Source organism: Hydrogenophaga sp. PAMC20947 (assembly GCF_004795855.1).
GTDB lineage: Bacteria > Pseudomonadota > Gammaproteobacteria > Burkholderiales > Burkholderiaceae_C > Hydrogenophaga.
Genome location: NZ_CP039252.1, coordinates 19,636 through 38,728, shown reverse-complemented (window position 1 = coordinate 38,728; position 19,093 = coordinate 19,636). Strand labels below are relative to the sequence as shown.

The window sequence follows — 19,093 nt, the reverse complement described above, 5'->3', positions numbered from 1 at the left end:
CCCTTCATTCAAATTCGTTGGAATCGTGTCCGATATGCCTTGATCCTGTCGCTTACGCCTCTTACGAGCGCGCCTGCACCAACCTAGTATGAATTGACCAGCCCAATATATCCATACCCACAATCACAGGAGCCCAACCATGAGACATGCAACCCCAGCTGAATCGCCCTCGGGAGCGCTCGCACGTTCATTGGCGGCGTTCAAGTCCCGCTTGTCAGGCGAACTGTTGACTCCGCTGGACGCAGCGTACAACGATGCCAGATTCGTCTGGAACGGCATGATCGACCGCCACCCACTCGCAATCAGCCGTTGCAAGTCGATTGCTGATGTCGTCGCCTCGGTCAGGTTCGCAGGCGAAAGCGGTTGGCCAGTGTCGATCCGCGCCGGCGGACACAACGTAGCCGGTCATGCGGTTTGCGACAAAGGGTTGATGATCGACCTGTCTCAGATGCGCGGCGTCAAAGTGAACCCTGTCGAAAAATCAGCGTCCGTAGAAGGTGGCGCCCTTTGGGCGGATGTCGACACAGCGACCCAGGCCCATGGGCTGGCAACACCTGGGGGTCTCATTTCCGACACCGGCGTCGCAGGTTTGACGCTGAGTGGCGGCGTGGGCTGGCTGCGCAGCGCGCATGGGCTTTGTATTGACAATCTCCTGGCCGTGGAAGTCGTCACGGCGGACGGCGCATTGATCCGGGCGAGCCTGTCGGAAAATGCAGACCTGTTCTGGGCAATGCGAGGCGGGGGCCGCAACTTTGGCGTTGTCGTGAGTTTCGAGTTCAAGCTGCATCCGGTTGGGCCAACGGTGATGTTCGCAGCACCCATTTATCCATTGTCATCTGGTGCCGGGCCGATCAGATTCTGGCGAGACTTTCTTGCAGACAAGAGCGATGTGATCGGGTCCATTTGCGAATTTTCCACCGTCGCCGCCAGTTCCGACTATCCGGAGAAATTCTGGGGAACAAGGTGCTACACACTCGCCGCTGTCTACGCAGGTGATGCTTCGGACGGGGAGCGCGTATTGCAGCCCCTCAGGCAATTGGGTCCGATGGTCGCCGATTTTTCAGGACAAATGCCGTACAGCGAAGTCCAGAAGCTTTTCGATGCGTTGTTTCCAGCGGGAGAATTTCGGTGCTATTGGAAAAGCCACCTGCTGTCAAAACTGACGGACCAGGCAATCGAAGAAGCCATCGAGAACGCCGCGGCTTCGCCATCTGACCAATCGATAAGTTCATTCTGGAATTTTGGCGGTGCAACAGCAGCGGTCCCGGCCGATGCCACAGCATTCGGGGACCGGTCATTCGGATGGATGTACTCGCTCGATTCGGTCTGGCGTGACCCGAAGGACGATGAAAAGGTCATCGGCTGGACCCGGTCGGCCTGGAGCCGAGCCCGAAAACATGCTCACCATGGGCGCCTGTATCTCAATTTTGCCGGGCAGGACGCAGACAGCGATGAACTGACCCGCGACGCCTTTGGCCAGAACTACGTTCGGCTGGCGCACATCAAGAATCGCTACGATCCAGGCAATATGTTTCGATTCAATCAAAACATCAAGCCGGTATAGACGCCGCCGCCGGTCCTCAGTTTCACAACCACGTGGCACAGCTTGAGCTTGCATTCGCAGCGGCATCGACAGGCCTCTATTGGCATCGTCTCTTGTCTCTTGTTTGTGGTGTCGGTATGCCAGTCAACGCTGACGACGTCCGCTCCGGTTGGCAGCACAACGGGCAGTACCGACACTGGCAATCCCGCACTGAAGCGCCTAAGATGCCCGACACGACCCTTGGTCGGCATGCTCTTTCGAGCTGTGTATCGGGTCTGTCAGGAGGCGCCATGTCCCAGGATCCGTTCACCGAACTGAAAAATCGCCAACGCGAGATGTGGGCCTCATTCGGGCCGACCGCGCTGTTTACCACGCCAGTCGCGGGTCATGTTGTGCGCTTCGCTGGCATTGTTGCTGGCGAGACCGTGCTCGACATCGGGACCGGCACAGGGGTGCTGGCCATCACCGCGGCGCGTCGGGGTGCCCGTGTTTTCGGGCTCGACCTCACCCCGGAACTGATCGAACAGGCGCGAGAGAACGCCGCCATCGCCCGTTTGCCCGAGATCAACTGGAAACAGGGCGACGCCGAGGAACTTCCCTACCCCGATGCATCGATCGATGTGGTGGTCAGTCAGTTCGGGCACATGTTCGCACCACGGTCCAAGGTCGTCGTCAGCGAAATGCGCCGCGTCCTCAAGCCCGGCGGGCGCATAGCCTTCGCCACTTGGCCGCCCGAGCACTTCATCGGCCGCATGTTCGCGTTCGTTGGCCGCAATTCGCCACCGCCGCCGCCAGGCGCCGACCCACCGCCGCAATGGGGCAACCCGGCTCTTGTCGCGGAGCGGCTGGGCAACCGGTTCGATGCGCCGTTCTTCGAGCGCGGCGTGATGAAGTTCTCGGCATTGAGCATCCCGCACTTCCGGCTCTTCATGGAGCGCTCAGTCGGCCCGATGCAGAAGCTGGTGGAGAGCATGGCTGGCGACCCTGAGAAGCTCGAGCGATTCCGCGCCGAGTTCGACGCGCTCGCCACGCCCTACCATTTTGACAACGCGATACACCAAGACTACCTGCTGACGCGCGCGCATGCTGCTTGACGGATCCCAGCTCGAACACACGCCGCCCAGTTGACCCAGCAGAAGCAAGCAGCCCCCAGCAGGCGGCATGTCATGGCTTGCCGAGGGGTCGGCGCCTTGGATAGTGCGATGCGCCATGCCGCGAGATAACGCGTTCACTCGCGCGCACTCTTGTGTGTCGCCGTCCAGGGTTTCCGCCCGCATGCGGCCGTGTTCTGCACCGCCCACGAGCGCCTGCAGCTGGCGGATTTTGGTGCACCATCAGGCGCCCGTCGTTGGCCAATGAACGGACGAAGTGCCACAGTGCCAGGCAGGTCGTGCTCAAGTGCTGACAGGCTTGCGACTGGCCGCAACGGGGTATACATTGAACCGTCAGCGGTAACCGGGAGACGCAGATGGTGCGAAGCAACAGGCGGCTGTGGGTGGTTAGGTTGGCTGCATTGGGCCTGTCGAGCCTGTCAGCAACGATGCCCATCATGGGCATTGCCAACAGTGGGCCAGAAGACGCGCCGATGCGCGGTGATCTGGACGGCAAAATGTTCGTCGGCACCTTCGCACCAGCGGACGGCGCGCGTGGGCGACAAGATGCCCTGTCATTTCGAGACGGATACTTCTGGTCTGGCGTCTGTGTGCCCTGCGGGTTCGAACCCACGATCTACTGGGTGCGCATGGTCGGCGACGAGATCCACTTCCGAGGCGAGATGGCCAGTGCCGAAAGCGGCAGGTTTGCCTATTCCGGGGTCGTGAACGGCAACCGCCTGGTGGCCACCGTCGACTGGCGCAAAGACCGTTGGTACTGGTCGATTCGACGCCAGTTCCGTTTCGAGGGTGATCTCAGCGAAGCGCCCATCACTTCATCCGTGGCGGCAATGGTTGAACGAGCCCGGAAAGCCTCGGTCACGCCCGAACCCGACGTTGTCTGCCCGCTGTGATGCGAACCCGCCGACTCTGGCTGATCGTGGGCTATGTCGCGCTCGTCACCGCGGGCATTCTTGCGGGACCCTGGCTGGCTGGCCTGGTCGACTTCGATATGCGGCCAAGCAAAGAGCCTGAACTGCACCGGATGGTGTTAACAGCCACCGCCGTCTACATTGTTGCTGCGGCGCTGCCCTTCGTGCCGGGGGCCGAAGTCGGACTCGCGTTGCTGATGGTGCTGGGAGCAGGCATCGCTCCTTTGGTCTACCTCAGCATGGTGGTCGCACTGTCGCTGGCCTTTTTGACGGGCCGGTTGGTGCCCGCCCGGACCACGGCGGCGGGACTCGACGCTCTCGGACTGCAGCGGGCGCACGCGCTGATGTTGCAACTCGACTCGCTCGATGCGGACGCTCGCCTGCAATTGCTGAGCATTTCGATGCCGCGGCGTTTCGTTCCCTTCCTGCTGGGCCATCGCTACCTGATGCTGGCGCTCGCCTTCAACCTGCCGGGCAACACGCTCCTGGGTGGTGGTGGCGGTATCGCGATGGCGGCGGGCCTGAGCGGCCTGTATTCGACCACCGGTTTTCTGTTGACTGTCGTGATCGCTGTGGCACCTGTTCCGCTGCTGTTTGTGTTGAAGGCCGCGCTGACCTGAGGGCCATGGCTCAAGCCCAGCAAGGAAGCCCAGAAGCAGTCAGGGTCACCGTTGGAAACCCGCTCTTTCGAGGTCATTTGTCGCCAAAACACGGCATTGCTCGCAGCCGATCAGGTCTCACCATCCGGCACCCCGGCGCTGCGCAAGGCTTTCGCCATCAAGGCCTGATGCTGGGCAAATTTCTGCGGAAAGCTGCGCTCGAAGATACGAATGGAGTAACCGGGATGGTCGCGGCAAGCGCGCTGCGCAAAGGCCAGCGCCTCTGTCTGGCGACCGGCCATGGCGAGGCAAGCTCCTGCGATGGCTTGAATGTGAAAATGGGCATTCGGCTCTGAAGAGGCGCGAACGCTCCAGGCGGCCGCTTCGTCAAACCGGCCTTCGATCGCCAGCGAAACGGCCCGTGAACCTTCCACCGCGAAGAGCAACGGATCCAGCGGGCTCAGGCGCTCGGCGGCCGCAAGATCGGGCAAGGCCTGCTGTTGCAAGCCGCTGTGGGCTTCCATGAAGCCGAGCGCGTAGTGCCCTTGTGAAAAGCTGGGATTGATGTCGATCGAGCGCCGCACAGACTGTATCGCTTGATCGTGTTCGCGGGCCAGAAACCGCGCCCGGCCCAGCGTCCAGTGGCCCATCGCGTCGCGCTCATCGAGCTCGACACTGGTCTGACCATGGTCGAGCGCCAGAGCCACGGCCGCATCGGGCGCCGGCGTGGCGTTGAGAAACGCACGCGAATAGTGCGTGAAAGAGAGCCCCGCGTGGGCACGGGCAAAGCCCTTTTCAAGCACCAGTGCGCGTTGAAACAGTTGGTAGGCCTGCTCAGTGTGTTGCGCCGTGAAGTGATAACAGTGCCACATGGCGCGGTGATAACACTCCCAAGCGGAAAGGTCTTCGGGCGCTTTCAAGCCGGCGCGCTCGGCCTCGGCTCGAGCGATTTCGGGCTCGATGGCCGAGGCAATCGCCATCGACACATCGTCCTGCACCGAGAACAGATCACCCAGCGCCCGATCAAAATGCTCGCTCCAAACGACCACATTGCGCTGCGCATCGACCAGCGTGGCCGTCACGCGCACGCGCCGGTTCAGCCGCTGCGTGGTGCCATGCACCAGGTAGCGCACACCGAGCATGCGCCCCGCCCTCTCCAGCTCGTCGGCACCAGCAGCAAGGCGCACAGACGAAGCACGGGCGGTCACAAACAACCCGCGAAAACGGCCCAGCGTGAGTGTCAGATCAGCGGACAGCCCTTCGGCGAGCACGGGGCCGTCTTCATGGCCACCGAGATCGGAAAACCCCAACACGGCCACCGAGGGTTTGTCGGGCAATTCGAGCGCAGCAACGGGTTCCAGGCCGCGCCAGCTGGCCACCAGCGCATGATCGGAGAGCCCTTCTGCCCGGTACAGTGCGCGCATGCCTTCGAGCGCGGTGCGAGCGCGGTCCTTTCCGTCGACCTCAACAGACCGCTCCAGCAGCCTGGCATTGGCCTCGGTATCCAGAGGGTCCAGCGCCACCCGCTTGCGCGCCGTCGACAGGGCCTCCGCAGGGCTGCTGGCGCGAGCGCTCTGCTCATCGAGCACCCGTCGATGCATGCGGCGCAACGTTTCACGCTCTCCCTCAAGCCACAACCCATAGCGGTGGCCCGTCGCCAGCTCAAGATCGGCCGCGTATCCAGCGCCAAGCGCCTCTTCGATCGCCCGCAAGCGCGCTTCGCTCACTTGAAGAGTCTCGGGCTTCAGCAAGGACTTGACGTCCCACACATCGACGACGAGCAACGATGGATCGAGCGCAATCGAATGGGCGTCGGCCTGAAGTGCCTGGCCGAGCGGTGTTTCCAGCAATGGGCGCAGCTGGGTCAGGCTCCAGCGCAGCGCAGCGCGGGGGTCGGCTGCCGACTCCCAATACAGCTCACACAACACCTCCCGGCGAACGGGGCGGGCTTCGATGGCGAGGTAGGTGAGCAGAGCCCTCGTCTTGCGCGATTTGGGCAGTGCGCGAAACACCCCATCACACAGCAGGGCGGTGTCACCCAGCAAGCGAAGAAAGAGCGAAGGAACGGGATTGTTCACGGGTGCTTTCCAGTTGGCGCAAGCCCAGGGCATGCACTGACGGCGGCCCACAAGCCCGCTGCACATGGGCGCCAGATTCAACGGCCGTTCAAACGCCGATTCAAACGCCCTCGCACCACTATAGGCCCATTGGTGCATTTGTCTAAACGCATCACCAATGCATTCCCGCCTTCAACTCTTCACCCAGGAGCAACATCATGACCCCATGGAACCTCAGCGGAACCTACTTCGAAGCCTGCAATTGCGAGGCCGCGTGTCCCTGCATTTTCACCAGCCCGCCCACAGAAGGCGAATGCAAAGCCATGGTGGCCTGGCACATAGACAAAGGCGCCTACGCGGAAACCAGCCTGGATGGCTTGAACATCGCGCTCGCCGTGCATGCGCCAGGCACCATGGTGGCCACCAAATGGCGCGTGGCAGCCTATTTCGATGACAAAGCCACCGCCGCGCAAAGCGAAGCACTGCACGCAATCTTTGGCGGAAAATCGGGCGGGCACCCCGCCGTGCTCGCGTCGTTCATCGGCGAGATGGTGGGCGCCAAGAGCGTGCCCATGGTCTACAGCGCGGATGGCCGCAAGAGCAGCCTGTCGATCCCTGGCGTTGCCGAGGCCCACATCGAGCAGCTCGACGGCCAGGGCGGCGGGCCGATCACCATCGAAGGCCACCCTTTGTGCATCGCACCCGGAAAGTCCGCCACCGTGGCGCGCTCCAGCCATTTCAACCTCGATGACTTCGATTGGAGCTGGAAGTTCTCGGGCAAAAGCGGCTTGATGTCCCCCTTCGCCTACGCGTCCGATTGACGGCCATGCACACAGGCAGCGAAGTCCTGCGCGAAACACCAACACCCCAAGCACGGGAGCCATGACGATGCGCACTTCAACGAATCTGATATCGGGCCCAGCACTTCGCCACGCACCGGTGTGGCTGGGCATGGCGGCCGTGGCCGCCGTGAGCTGGTTTCTCCTGGTCCAGATGGACGCGAGCATGTCGGCCATGGGCAGCAACGGCATGGTGGAGGACTCGATTGCGATGGGCGCTGGTGGCTCCGGCCTGGGTCTTTTCCTGGCCACCTTCGCGATGTGGGCCGTCATGATGGTTGCCATGATGCTGCCGACAGTCGTGCCTTCGGCCACGCTCTTCTCCACCTTGGCTGCCAGGCGCCATGCGCCAAGCAGCAACTTGACCACCACGATGTACATCGCTGGCTACACGGCTTGCTGGCTCTTGTTTGCCGCGCCCGCCGCCGCGCTTCAATCGGCGTTGACAAACTCCGCCTTGATCGATGCCATGGCCCAAAGCACGAACGCGCTGTTGAGCGCAGTCATTTTGCTCACCGCAGGGCTTTACCAGTTCAGCCCGTTGAAGACCGCCTGCCTGGCGAAATGCCGGTCCCCGTTGGCCTACTTCATGGCCCAGTGGCGCGATGGCGCTGGCGGCGCTTTGATGCTCGGCATTCGCCACGGCGGCTACTGCGTGGGTTGCTGCTGGGCACTGATGGCGATGATGTTTGTCGTGGGCGCCATGAACCTGGTGTGGATGGGCGTGCTCACTTTTCTGGTGTTGAGCGAAAAAGTCGTTCCACCCGCCTGGCGGATCGACCGGATCACGGGCGTGGCGCTTGTGATTTCAGGGCTGTGGATGGGCGCACTCGCCTTGCTGGCCCATTGACGCTGGGCTGAAGCAGTCCCCGCTGGTGCTGCGACGCGGCGCGGCAAGCGGTGCTGGCCGCTAACGCGCCGGTGTTGTCGAGTCGGGCATGCCCGGTCACCCGCCTTCAATGGCCCGTCCAAACACAGCGATGAGCAATCCAGTCAACGACAGGCTGGCTGCGCCCAGCATAGCGATCGGCCGCCTCTGTTGTTTCAACGCCAGGGTGGCAATGGCCGCTTGAATGGCGTAATACAAGGCGAAGGCGCGGCTGGCCAGGGCGATGATTTCGAACACATGCAGCATCCAGGTCAGCGCCAGGCCCACGACAGCCAGAACCACATACGCCCTTCGCTCGGGCACTCGCCCGCCACTGAGTTCCCGCACCAGGCCGCCGGAGCCGCTGGTGTCGGCCACCGCGGCGCTGAACTGCGCACTGAGCGCGGCCCCCACCAGCAAGGGCGGCAGTATCCAGGCCACTTTGCGCATCAAATCGATGATTGCGGTCTCTGAATGGGGCACCGCATCGCCTGCAAAGCTGTAGGTCAGCAACACCACGTAGACCATGTAGATGAAGGCCGACAACCACTGCGCCACACGCATGGACTGGATGCGGGTGCTGGCATCGTAGGCAAGGCCGAGGTAGCGCGAGGTCTCGAACCCCTGCACCGTCACGATCAGGCCAAAGGCCAGGGTCAACGCCGAGATGCCATGCACCGACGGCGGGCTGAACACCCACTCATGCGCCACGCCGCGTTGCGCAAAAAACACCGCCAAACCACCCAGCAGACCAGCGATGATGGCCAGCTTCAAGCCCACGGAAAAACGCTCCATCAGCTCAAGCGCACCGAACCCCTTGGTCAGTCCCACCACCGCAATCAGGACATAGGCGGCGCTGGTCAACAACTTGGGGCCCATCTCGCTGTTCGGGAGAAACAGGTTCAAGCCGAAGGCGCCGAACAGGTTGAGGTAGTAGGCCACCGATATGACGTAGGCCACCACCAACACCCAGGAAGAGACATCGTCCCAACGTTCCTGCATGGGGCTGCGTTGCTGTGCGTCTATGGCTGCGATGTTGACCCGCACCACCCAACCAAAGGCATAGGCCGCCAGGCACAGCATGGCCATCACAGCAGGCGCCCACCGGCCATAGCTGTGGCTCAGCAGCGGCCCCAACACCAAAAACCCGCTGCCAATGATCGATGCCAACGGCGTGGTGCTCGCCCGCCACAGGCGATTGCCTGCCAGCTTTCGCCAGAGCAACAGTCCGCCGGCGGTCAGCGCGCACAACACCACGATCACATCAATACTCATAGGGCCTCAGCAATGAGCCATGGATCTTTCACGCCGGCGCTGGAGACATGGCAAGGCAGCCAACACAACAGGGCATCATCTGGCCATGTCCACCATCTGGCCAGCCTCTGCTCAATGCTCGGCCTTTGTCGCTTTTGTCGTTTTTGGCACTTTCGGCACTTTCGGCACTTTCGGCACTTTCGTCACTTTTGACAACCTGGCCGTTTTGGCTTTGCCAGCGGGCTGTTTCAACTGTCCATGGGCCTGGTCCAGCCACAGCAGCGACTCGGTGTGGCTCATGAACCGGCGCAGGTAGTCGGGCGAGAGTTCGCGCATGAGCGAAAGAGTGCGCAGCACGAGGTTGTGGGCATTGAGCGGGCCGGCGTTTTCAGGGGCCCGGTGAGCGGCCTGATCCACTTCTGTTTCCGCGCTGATTCGGGCCCAGGTTTCTCGGAAGCGGATGGCGCTTTTGAGGTCCAGGTAGGGCGTCGCCTGGCCGAAGCTTTTCGGGGCGCTGCCACGGCCAACGCTGTCTGGCTGTGAAGAGGCTGTTTGAATGTGCTGGTTGAGTTGCCCGAGCAACGACAAAGGGGCGGCTGGAGGCGCGGCTTCAGGCTGGGCTTTGGGCCTGGGTTTGCGCGGTGCAGGGGCTGGAGCTGGGGCAAGCCCTTCAATGGGTTCAGGATGCACGAGAGGAGGATCGCTGGCTTCATTCGCCAATGGGGGTGCCAACGGCCGAGCAACCGCCTCGGCTTCGGTACCCCCGCTCAGCGCTTTCAGCGCAACCAACAACTTGGCGTGCAACACCGTTTGAACCGCGGGCGGCGCGGCTTGCAGGCGGCGGGTCAGGGCTTCGATGTAGTGCAGGCGAACGGGGTCCAGGCTTCGTGAAGCGTTGGCAAGGCTGGCGTCACTGGTCCGCAGCGCTTCAACGCTCGCAAGTACCTCGTCCAGGTCCAGCGTGTTCAAAGATGCCCCCGCTTCGCTCATCAGCCGGGTGCCTTCTCAGCGGGCCGGGCAGCACCTGCAGCGGCAGCCGCACCGCCGTCGGCTCCTGCTTTCACATTCGCTGTGCGGGGCACGGGCGCCATTTCCACGCGGCGGTTTTGAGCCCTGCCCTGGGCATCTGTGTTGGAAGCCACGGGCTGCTCGGCGCCGAAAGCAGCGCTGAAGACCTGCGCGCGCGGCATGCCTTCTGCGATGAGCGCGCGGGTCACGTTGAGCGCGCGTTGGGCAGAGAGCTCGAGGTTGTCTTTGAAATGCAGGTTGCCTTCCTGGATCGGGCGGTCGTCGGTGAAGCCGCTCACCATAAGCATCTGACCGGTCTCGCTCAAATACAGCTGCAAGGGCGGCACCAGGCTCTTGAGCAAGAGGCGACCTTCTTCTCGCAAATCATCAGAATTCAAATCAAACAACACGCTGCCGCTGATGCCGATGCGGCCGTTGTTGAGCGTCACACGACCCGACTGCAGCGGAATGGCGAGCGCCTTTTCCAGCGCCATGCGGCGGGCTTCTTCTTGGTGCCGCTTCTCAATTTCTGATTGCAAGCTGGCCACCAGATCCATCTGCATGGCGAGCACCGAAATCAGGATGAGCACAAACGCACCCACCACGCCGGCCATCAGATCGCCGAACACCGCCCACACAGGCGCTGCCTGCTCGACGCCGTCGTCTTCGCTGCTGGCGTGGGCTTCGAACTCTGCTCCGATCATGCGGCGCTCCCGGCAGCGGCCTTGCCGCTGCCGCGCAGACGGCGCAGGTCTTCCACGATGCCTTGTTGCGAGCTGATGCTGAGATCAATCACCTCACGCGCTTGCGCCACGTAGTAGGCCAGTTGCTCGTCGCTGCGCGCCATGTTCTTCGATATCGCGCCTTCGATGTGCTGCAACTTGTCGACCAGCTTCTGGTTGGATTCGCTGAAGAGCATCACGCCGTGGTGAAACGCTTCGCCCAGACTGGCCAGCTCGGCTGCGCTGCCCGCCACTTGCGCGGCGACTTCGTTGGTGTTGCTGGCCTGTGTTTCCAGTGTGGCGCTGAACTGCTGGCTCACCTGGTCGAGCACACCGGTGGCCGATGTCACCAGCGATTCGATGGCAGCACGTTGTTCGCCTGTGGCGTGCTCCACGCTTTGCAGCAGCGTGCCGAGGTTGCCCACCAGCGCGGTGCGCTCTTGCAGCGCGAGGTTGTCGCGTTCGGTGAGGTGGCTCATTTCCTGGCGCAGTTGCGCGATCACCTCAGCCGCGGCCTTGGGCGCTTCGGAGGCCGTCTCCAACAGGCGCGTCATCGGTGCTTCCAGCGCCTCGCCCAAGGTGGCGAGGTGGCTGGCCATGGCCGTTTGCAGCTCGCCCAGTCGGTTGACCGCAGCCTCGCCGCGCTGGTCTTCTTCGCGGCGAAGGGTTTGCAACTGGCTGGTCAGCCCGTCTTGCCAACTGGCCAGGCGTGCCACCGCCGATTCGCCGCGCGCGCTTTCTTCGGTGCGCAACGCAGAGAGCTCGCTGCGCCACAGGCCGGCAAGCTGGTCCATGCGCTCGCCTTGTTGGGTGGCCCACTGGGTTTCTGCCTCGCTGCGCGCTTTCACGAGCGCTTCAGAAGCCTCCAGCAGGCGCGACATTTCTTCTTGCGTCTGTTTCGCTTGTTCGGTGGCGCTTTGGCGGATGGCCGCCGCGGCCTGCGCCAGCGATTGACCCACGGCCTGTTGTTGCGCCAGGTTCTGGCTGCCCACCGTATGCCATTCGTTTTGCAATCCGGCGGCCATGGTTTGCAAGGCTTGAGTCCATGCGGCCTGCTTTTGTTGCTCAGCCTGGGCATGCGCTGCCTGCGACTGGTTCATGGCCTGGCCCACGTGGGACAGCAAGCCACTGGCACGCTGCTCAAACGTGGTGTTGAACCCAGCCAGGGCTTCGCTCAATTGCGCCACCATCTGTTCGCTGGCCGTGGCCTGCGATTGCAGCGTCATCGCCCAGGCGGCCTGTTTGCCTTGTTCGGATTCGGCCTGCTCGCTGTGCACACGGCCGATGGCCTCGCCCATGTTCGACAACAAAGCCGTGGTGCGCTGCTCGAGGGTGGTGCTGAAACCCGCCAAGGCCTCGCTCAATTGCACGACCATTTTTTCGCTGGCCGAGGCTTGTGATTGCAGCGTCTGCGCCCAGGCGGATTGCTTGTTTTTTTCGGCCAGGGTTTGTTCGCTTTGCTGGCGACCCATGGCTTCGGTCACGTCGCTGAGCAACGCCTGGCTGCGTTGTTCCAGCGTCTGGTTGAACCCGACCAAGGCCAGGCCCAGTCCACTCACCAGCTCAGTATTGGTTTTGGCCTGGGTGTCCAGGGCCTGTTTCCAGGTGTCGGCGACGGTGTGGGTGGTGGTGCTGAATTCGCTGGACAAGCCCTTCAACTGCGCTTGCACCGACTCGCTCACCTGGCCGTGCAGTCGCGTCGATTCTTCGGCAATGGCCTTCATGGCCGATTCCACCACGGGCTGGATGGTTTCGCCCGCGATACGCGCACTGGCGGTGAGGGTTTCCTTGAGCGACAACGCCACGGTCTGGCCCAGGCCGGTGTAGGCGGCGGCGGTTTCCTGGTGGAACTGGTCCTGTCGGGTTTGCAACTGGGTGTCGAGCTGCTGGCCTCGCTGCTCCATCAACGTCATCAAGGCTTGCAACTGGTCCACCACGGCGGGCAAGGCGCTGGCCTGCGCCTGCATGGCGGCGAACGAGGCGTTGCGCTGGAAGGCGAACGTGAACGGATGGAACACAGTGGCGATGCGCGCGTCGAGCGTGCGAACCACTTCAAGTCGCTCGCGGCGGCTCAGCGCCGACATGAGGCCGAGCATGGCCGAAGTGGCCACACCCGCCACCGAGGTACCAAACGCAAAGCCAAGTCCCTTGATCGGCGCGGCGAGTGCGGAGCGGATGGCCGCCAGATCGGCCGAGCCTTCAAGCGCAAACACCGCCCCTTTGAAGGTCACGACCATGCCGAGGAAGGTGCCCAGCATGCCGAGCATCACCAGCAGGCCGATCAGGTAAGGCGTGAGCGACAAGCCAGGCAAGGCGGCGCGCTCGCCTTCGATGCGCTGGCGCACCGAATGTTGCAATGGCGCAGGCACGCTGCCCAGCCAGTCACCGAGCTGGTTCAGTGGCTCGGGCACCTGCGCCAAGGCCCCTGCCAAACCCTTTGTCAGGCCCCGGTATCGGCGAATCTCCAGCGCACCGGCCAGGTAGGCGGCGGCGATGGCGAAGGTCATGGCCAGGGCGATGTGGCTGGTGCCCACAAAACCGGCGCCCACCCAGAGGATGGCGGCCAGACCAAGGAGAAATGCGCCGATTAGCACGCCGGCGTTGAGAGATCGGTTCATGTCTGTGACTTGCAATTCTGGAAAGCAAAAAAGGGGGCGTGCCAGCAAATGCCCAACCCAGCGGATGCCGAAGGCTCGGCTCCGCCAGCCAAAGGGCACCGTCCCCCAGAGGGGGACGCCGCGAAGTGGCGCAGGGAGAAGTTCATAGAGCCAGCGCCTCGGCCATGCCCGCCACGGGCTGCAAGCGCAGCTCCAGTTCGGCCAGCAGGGCCTGCTGGAATTCGGTGGTCAACTGACTTAGCCAGGCAGGCCGCTGCAAGAGATCGGGGCTGGTGTCCGGATTGGCTTCATTCGCCGCCTCGCGGCGCAGTTGCTCAAAGCGTTTCTTGAGAAAGGTGGGCACGGTGGACAGCAGGTGTTGCTCGCGCCCGCCGAGCATCTGGTCCATTACTCCGTCCAGCAGCGCCAGTTGCGCCAGTTCGGGTGAGGCCGCCGAGAGCCGCTCGCGGGCGTGGCTGCGCAAGGCGTCCACGCTCATTTCCATGCGGCGCTGTTGCTCAACATAGCGCTGGTGCAGCATGGCGAACTCAGCGGCGGGGTCAAGCGGCAAGGCCGGTGCCGAGAGGGCACCCTGGGCGGAGTGATCCGCCCTGCCCCGCTGGGGTTGCACCGGCTCGGCCGTCTCGATGGATTTGGTGAGGGTTGCGCGCACTTGCTGAAGCTCTTCGGCCAGGCTGTGCGGTGCAGGCGCCCCGGTGCGACCCGGCGCCATGGGGGCGGCCTGGGATTGCAGCGCTGACCGCAAGGTGATCGCATCGGCCACGCTCAACCAGGCACCCAGCCGTTCCGCAAAGTCTTGCCCTACGGGCGCAGCCGCGCTGACGCCACTGCTTTCACTGAGCAGGTGCACCAAAGCAGAGCGGTGAGAAGAACTTTTGAAACTGCCGCGCAAAAACGATTTCCTCGGGCTTCTCCTCGCGAAGGAGCCCTGGCCGTGTGTAAAAGAATGAAAACTCGGGAGAAATCCCACGGGATTGCCCCAAAAAACGACATTCAGGCAAGGCCTGGGGTGCCCCAGCGGGCCTGTCCAGCCGGCAGCATGCCATCGGCTCGAAGTCGTGTTTTCGACGGGCGGCCCAGCAATCAGGCCCCAACCGCCATGCCGGGCGGCTCGGGCCAGCCCCTGTGGCCAGCTCGAAAGCCCGTTCAGAAGAGGGGCTCACATGCACCCCCGATTATCCCAGTACTGCCAACACGCCAAAAAATCGGCCCTGCCGGGGCCGACCACGGCCCCGCGAAGCCGGTTCCACCCAGGCCATCGGCCAAGGTGCGTCGAGCGACGGTGGATTCAGCAACGGCTCCACGGGCACGTCACAACACCAAAACAGCCCGAAAATCGTTGACGTTGGTGTGGGTGGGTCCGGTCACCACCAGATCGCCCAGCGCGTCAAAGTAGGCATAGGCGTCGTTGCGCGCCAGGTGATCGGTGAGCTTGAGTCCCTGCTCGAGGCCGCGGGCCACGGTATCGGGTGTGACGATGGCACCCGCGTTGTCTTCGACGCCGTCGATGCCATCGGTATCGGCCGCAAGCGCCCAGATACCTGCCGTGTCGTGCAGCGCCTGCGCCAGGCCCAGGCAGAACTCCCCCGCCCGGCCGCCTCGGCCTCTGGGTTGCCCTTCGGCGCGGGGACGCACCGTGACCGTGGTCTCGCCGCCGCTCAGGATCACACAAGGGCGTTGAAAACTGCTGCGCCCCAAGGCCGTGGAACGGGCCAGGGCCGCGTGCACCTTGCCCACCTCGCGGGACTCGCCTTCGATCTCATCGCTGAGCACCACCACGTTCAGCCCCACTGCGCGAGCCGCTTCAGCCGCGGCGTCCAGACTTTGCTGGGGGGTGGCGATGAGATGGGTCCGATGACCGCTGAAACAGGCATCCCCGGTTTTGGGTGTTTCCAGTTTTCCGCGTTCCAGCTGGGATCGCACCGCTGGCGGTACCTCAATGCCGTAACGGCGCAAGACATCAAGCGCTTCGGCACAGGTGGACGCATCGGCCACCGTGGGGCCACTGGCGATGACACTCACGTCATCGCCAGGCACATCGCTGATGGTGAGCGTGACCACACGCGCTGGCGCGCAGGCCGCGGCCAGCCGACCGCCCTTGATGGCAGACAGGTGTTTGCGCACCGTGTTCATTTCCAGGATATTGGCGCCACTCTCCAGCAACTGGCGGTTGATCCGCTGCTTGTCGTCCAGGGTGAGCCCCTCACAAGGCAGTGTGAGCAAGGCGGACCCGCCACCAGAGATCAGGCACAACACCAGATCGTCGGCCGTCAGGCCTTGGGTCAACTGCAAGATGCGCTCAGCCGCAGCCATCCCCGCCGCGTCAGGCACGGGGTGGGCGGCCTCCACCACCTCAATGCGATGCGCCAGCCCTTCGGGGCGCGGGGGTGTGTGGTGGTAGCGCGTGACAACCAAACCCGAGAGTGGCGCACCGGCCGGCCACAAGGCCTCCACCGCCTGAGCCATCGCGCCACCCGCTTTGCCCGCGCCCAGCACCAAAGTGCGGCCCCTGGGGGGCGCAGGCAGGTGGGCTGCGGTGTTGTGCAGCGGGAGGGCGCGCTGCACGGCTGCATTGAAGAGGTGGCGCAGGAGGGCGCGGGGGTCGTCTGTTGAAGGCGGGTTCATTGTTGTTCCGACTCTTTCGTGTTGGCGGTGCAGCTGGGTGATTGTGGCGTGCCGGGTCTCGGCCCGGCGGGCAAAATTGCAGAGACGAAAACAATCCCAAAAAGATACCGCAAAACCTGCAGAATCCCCCGCATGACCACCTCCCTGCTCATCCAAAACGCCCAATGCATCGCCACCTTCAACCACGAAGATCCGGCTCAGGGGCTGGAGCTGAAAGAGGCCAGCCTGTTCATCCGCGACCACCGCATTGAATGGATCGGCCCCGCCGCCGAGCTGCCAACCGGGCTCCACGACGAAGCCGGCGATGTGATCGATGCACGTGGTCACCTCGTCACCCCCGGGCTGGTGAACACCCACCACCACATGACCCAGTCGCTCACGCGGGCCATCCCCGGTGTGCAAAACGCCGAGCTGTTTGGCTGGCTGCGCGGGCTGTACCCCATTTGGGCCGGGCTGACACCCGAGATGGTGCAGGTGTCCACCCAGATCGCCATGGCCGAGCTGTTGATGAGCGGCTGCACCACCAGCAGCGACCACTTGTACATCTTCCCCAACGGCGTGCGCCTGGAAGACAGCATCGAGGCGGCCGCAGAGATCGGCATGCGCTTCACCGCCACACGCGGCAGCATGAGCGTGGGCCAGAGCGCCGGGGGCTTGCCACCCGACAGCGTGGTCGAACAAGAAGACACCATTCTGAAAGACAGCCAGCGTCTGATTGAAACCTGGCACGGTGCGCAGCACGGGGCCATGCTGCAGATCGCCCTGGCCCCGTGTTCCCCGTTTTCAGTCAGCCCGGCGCTGATGCAGCAAAGTGCGCTGCTGGCGCGCAGCTTCAAAGGCCAAGGCGTTCGCCTGCACACCCACCTGGCCGAGAACGACCACGACATCGCCTACAGCCGCGAAAAATTCAACAAGACACCGGCCCAATACGCACAGGAGCTCGGCTGGTTGGGCGACGACGTGTGGCATGCCCACTGCGTGAAGCTGGACGATGAGGGCATCAGCCTGTTCGCGGCCAGCCGCACTGGCGTGGCCCATTGCCCCTGCAGCAACATGCGGCTGGCCTCAGGCATTGCACCCGTGCGCCGCCTGCTCGATGCAGGGGTGCCGGTGGGGCTGGGTGTGGATGGCAGCGCCAGCAACGACGCGGCGCACATGGTCAACGAAGCGCGCCAGGCCTTGCTGCTGGCGCGCGTGGGCCGCGCCCTGCAGCCACCCGAAGTTCGACATGGCCAGACCTTTTTGGGCTGCGATCTCGGCCCGGCCGAGATGACGGCCCGCGATGCCTTGGGCATGGCCACGCGAGGTGGTGCACAGGTGCTGGGGCGCAAAGACATCGGGCACCTGGCCAAGGGCATGTGTGCCGACCTGGCGCTGTTCGACCTGCGCACGCTCAATTTCGCCGGCGGTGCGGTGCACGATCCCGTGGCCAGTCTGCTGCTGTGCGCCAGCCCGCAAGCGGCCTACACCGTGGTCAACGGCCGTATCGTCGTGCGCCAAGGTCAGCTGACCACGGTCGACCTTGATCCGCTGATTGAGCGGCACAACCGCCTGGCCCTGCAACTGGCCGAGGCTGCACGCAACGCCTGAATCCCCGGACCTCCGTCAGGACTTGCCGGCGGTAAAACCGCCGTCCACCACAAAGTTGGCACCGGTGACAAAGCTGGCTTCATCGCTCAGCAAAAACAGGGCGACATTGGCCACTTCTTCAGCCCGGCCCAGGCGCCCGATGGGGTGCATCTGGATCAGGGCCTGGCGGGTGGCGTCGTCCAGCAGGGACAACAAAGGGGTGTCGATGTAGCCCGGGGCTAGGGCATTGACCCGCACGCCCTTGGCCGCCGACTCCAGTGCCAATGTGCGTGTCAGATTGACCACGCCCCCTTTGGCCGCTGAATAGGCCGCAGTCATGCTCTGCCCGAACACCCCGAGAATCGACGCACAATTCACCAGGCTCCCACTGCCCTGGTTGTACATCTGGCGCAGCGAGGCACGCGCCACGCGGAACACACCATTGAGATTGATATCGATCACCCGCAGATAGTCTTCATCCGGATAACTGTCGGCCGGAGCCATGCCTGCAATGCCGGCATTGTTGAACACGCCGTCCAGCGACCCCATGGTTTTGGCAGCGTCGAGAATCAGGCGATCCACCTGCTCGCTGGAGCTCACATCTGCAGGCATGAAGCGGCAACGGCCGCCATGCGACTTGGCGAGGGCCGCAGCAGCCGCTTCGCCACCCGAATTTGCCAGGTCGGTCAGCACCACCTGGGAGCCCTCTTGCAAGCAGCGTTCGACCGATGCCAGGCCGATACCGCTGGCGCCGCCCGTGATCAGAATATTCTTGCCCTTCAGTCGCATAGAACCTCCAGATGCGGGTGGTTTCTGAATCGACATGGCGCCCGCAAGCCACCACAGTCCATATTCATTCTGTGGCGAACAGCGTGTTGGTGCATGCCTTGCACCCGCAAAACTGGCGCTCTACTGACGTGGATCAAAAAAGGGGGGCGCCCTGCCGTGCTGCAAACTGAAGCCCGCCCAGCCTTGCCACCCTTCAATCGATGCGCACCTGCACATCGCCCTTCTTCACCTGCACCGGGTAGGTCTTGAGCGCTTTCTCCCCCCGGATCACGTTCAGCAACTGGATCCCTGGTGGAAAACTGGCCCAATCGACAACCTCACCCGTGCGGATATCGAACCGCGCGCGGTGCAAGGGACACTGCACCTTGCAGTCGTCCACAATTTTTCCGCGGCCCAGCGGCCCGAAGGTGTGGGTGCACTGCGACTGGGTGGCGAAAAAGCCCTCGCCCAGGTGGTAAACCACCACCTTGGTCGCCCCGGCCGTGTGGGCAGCCATCTTGCCCAACGGCAGGTCATCGATTTTGCAGACGGTGTGCCAAGCCATAGTCAACTCCTTGGATCAGGTTGAAAAACACGTCA

The 19,093-nt window shown here is 63.4% G+C and carries 16 protein-coding genes; 7 read left to right on the top strand and 9 right to left on the bottom strand.

Annotated features, from left to right (window positions below; genetic code table 11):
* Window positions 1-139: 139 nt before the first annotated feature.
* The 4 genes from E5678_RS00165 (at window position 140) to E5678_RS00150 (ending at window position 4,186) form a co-directional block, all read left to right on the top strand.
* The gene (locus E5678_RS00165; RefSeq protein ID WP_136176656.1) at window positions 140-1,564 is read left to right on the top strand and encodes an FAD-binding oxidoreductase; all 1,425 of its coding nucleotides are present in this window, start codon (window positions 140-142) and stop codon (window positions 1,562-1,564) included.
* 269 nt (window positions 1,565-1,833) lie between these two features.
* Window positions 1,834-2,637, top strand: a complete 804-nt coding sequence (locus E5678_RS00160) for a class I SAM-dependent methyltransferase (protein WP_136176655.1) — start codon at window positions 1,834-1,836, stop codon at window positions 2,635-2,637.
* Window positions 2,638-3,011: 374 nt separating this feature from the next.
* Entirely contained in the window at window positions 3,012-3,548 is a 537-nt protein-coding gene (locus E5678_RS00155; RefSeq protein ID WP_136176654.1) for a hypothetical protein, read from the top strand.
* A 26-nt stretch (window positions 3,549-3,574) separates the two neighbouring features.
* The gene (locus E5678_RS00150) at window positions 3,575-4,186 is read left to right on the top strand and encodes a hypothetical protein (RefSeq protein WP_136176653.1); all 612 of its coding nucleotides are present in this window, start codon (window positions 3,575-3,577) and stop codon (window positions 4,184-4,186) included.
* A gap of 110 nt (window positions 4,187-4,296) precedes the next feature.
* Here the strand turns inward: E5678_RS00150 and E5678_RS00145 are convergent, their stop codons facing one another.
* Window positions 4,297-6,243: a hypothetical protein gene (locus E5678_RS00145; RefSeq protein WP_136176652.1), complete on the bottom strand. Its 1,947-nt coding sequence runs from the start codon at window positions 6,241-6,243 to the stop codon at window positions 4,297-4,299.
* 197 nt (window positions 6,244-6,440) lie between these two features.
* On the opposite strand from E5678_RS00145, the gene E5678_RS00140 reads away from it, so the two are divergent.
* Both E5678_RS00140 and E5678_RS00135 read left to right on the top strand, forming a co-directional pair.
* Window positions 6,441-7,043 (top strand): DUF1326 domain-containing protein, encoded by a 603-nt coding sequence (locus E5678_RS00140; RefSeq protein ID WP_136176651.1) that lies wholly within the window; start codon window positions 6,441-6,443, stop codon window positions 7,041-7,043.
* Window positions 7,044-7,110: 67 nt separating this feature from the next.
* The gene (locus E5678_RS00135; protein ID WP_168708448.1) at window positions 7,111-7,911 is read left to right on the top strand and encodes a DUF2182 domain-containing protein; all 801 of its coding nucleotides are present in this window, start codon (window positions 7,111-7,113) and stop codon (window positions 7,909-7,911) included.
* Window positions 7,912-8,007: 96 nt separating this feature from the next.
* Here the strand turns inward: E5678_RS00135 and E5678_RS00130 are convergent, their stop codons facing one another.
* From E5678_RS00130 to E5678_RS00105, 6 genes are all read right to left on the bottom strand, one after another.
* The gene (locus E5678_RS00130) at window positions 8,008-9,204 is read right to left on the bottom strand and encodes a hypothetical protein (RefSeq protein ID WP_136176649.1); all 1,197 of its coding nucleotides are present in this window, start codon (window positions 9,202-9,204) and stop codon (window positions 8,008-8,010) included.
* A gap of 111 nt (window positions 9,205-9,315) precedes the next feature.
* Window positions 9,316-10,173, bottom strand: coding sequence for a DUF2894 domain-containing protein (locus E5678_RS00125; RefSeq protein ID WP_136176648.1), 858 nt, complete (start codon window positions 10,171-10,173; stop codon window positions 9,316-9,318).
* Window positions 10,173-10,895 (bottom strand): OmpA family protein, encoded by a 723-nt coding sequence (locus E5678_RS00120; protein WP_136176647.1) that lies wholly within the window; start codon window positions 10,893-10,895, stop codon window positions 10,173-10,175. The genes E5678_RS00125 and E5678_RS00120 overlap by 1 nt, the downstream gene beginning before the upstream one ends.
* Window positions 10,892-13,531 (bottom strand): DUF802 domain-containing protein, encoded by a 2,640-nt coding sequence (locus E5678_RS00115; protein ID WP_136176646.1) that lies wholly within the window; start codon window positions 13,529-13,531, stop codon window positions 10,892-10,894. The genes E5678_RS00120 and E5678_RS00115 overlap by 4 nt, the downstream gene beginning before the upstream one ends.
* Before the next feature lie 142 nt (window positions 13,532-13,673).
* Complete coding sequence (locus tag E5678_RS00110) at window positions 13,674-14,381, bottom strand: DUF3348 family protein (protein ID WP_168708447.1); 708 nt, start codon at window positions 14,379-14,381, stop codon at window positions 13,674-13,676.
* A gap of 461 nt (window positions 14,382-14,842) precedes the next feature.
* Window positions 14,843-16,156 carry a glycerate kinase gene (locus tag E5678_RS00105; RefSeq protein ID WP_136176644.1) on the bottom strand — a complete coding sequence of 438 codons (1,314 nt, stop codon included), beginning with the start codon at window positions 16,154-16,156 and terminating at the stop codon, window positions 14,843-14,845.
* A gap of 132 nt (window positions 16,157-16,288) precedes the next feature.
* Here E5678_RS00105 and E5678_RS00100 point away from each other — a divergent pair, with 132 nt between their 5' ends.
* Entirely contained in the window at window positions 16,289-17,746 is a 1,458-nt protein-coding gene (locus E5678_RS00100) for an 8-oxoguanine deaminase (RefSeq protein ID WP_136176643.1), read from the top strand.
* Window positions 17,747-17,761: 15 nt separating this feature from the next.
* Here the strand turns inward: E5678_RS00100 and E5678_RS00095 are convergent, their stop codons facing one another.
* Window positions 17,762-18,514: an SDR family NAD(P)-dependent oxidoreductase gene (locus tag E5678_RS00095; RefSeq protein WP_136176642.1), complete on the bottom strand. Its 753-nt coding sequence runs from the start codon at window positions 18,512-18,514 to the stop codon at window positions 17,762-17,764.
* Between the two features lie 193 nt (window positions 18,515-18,707).
* Complete coding sequence (locus E5678_RS00090) at window positions 18,708-19,058, bottom strand: Rieske 2Fe-2S domain-containing protein (protein ID WP_136176641.1); 351 nt, start codon at window positions 19,056-19,058, stop codon at window positions 18,708-18,710.
* Between the last annotated feature and the right edge of the window lie 35 nt (window positions 19,059-19,093).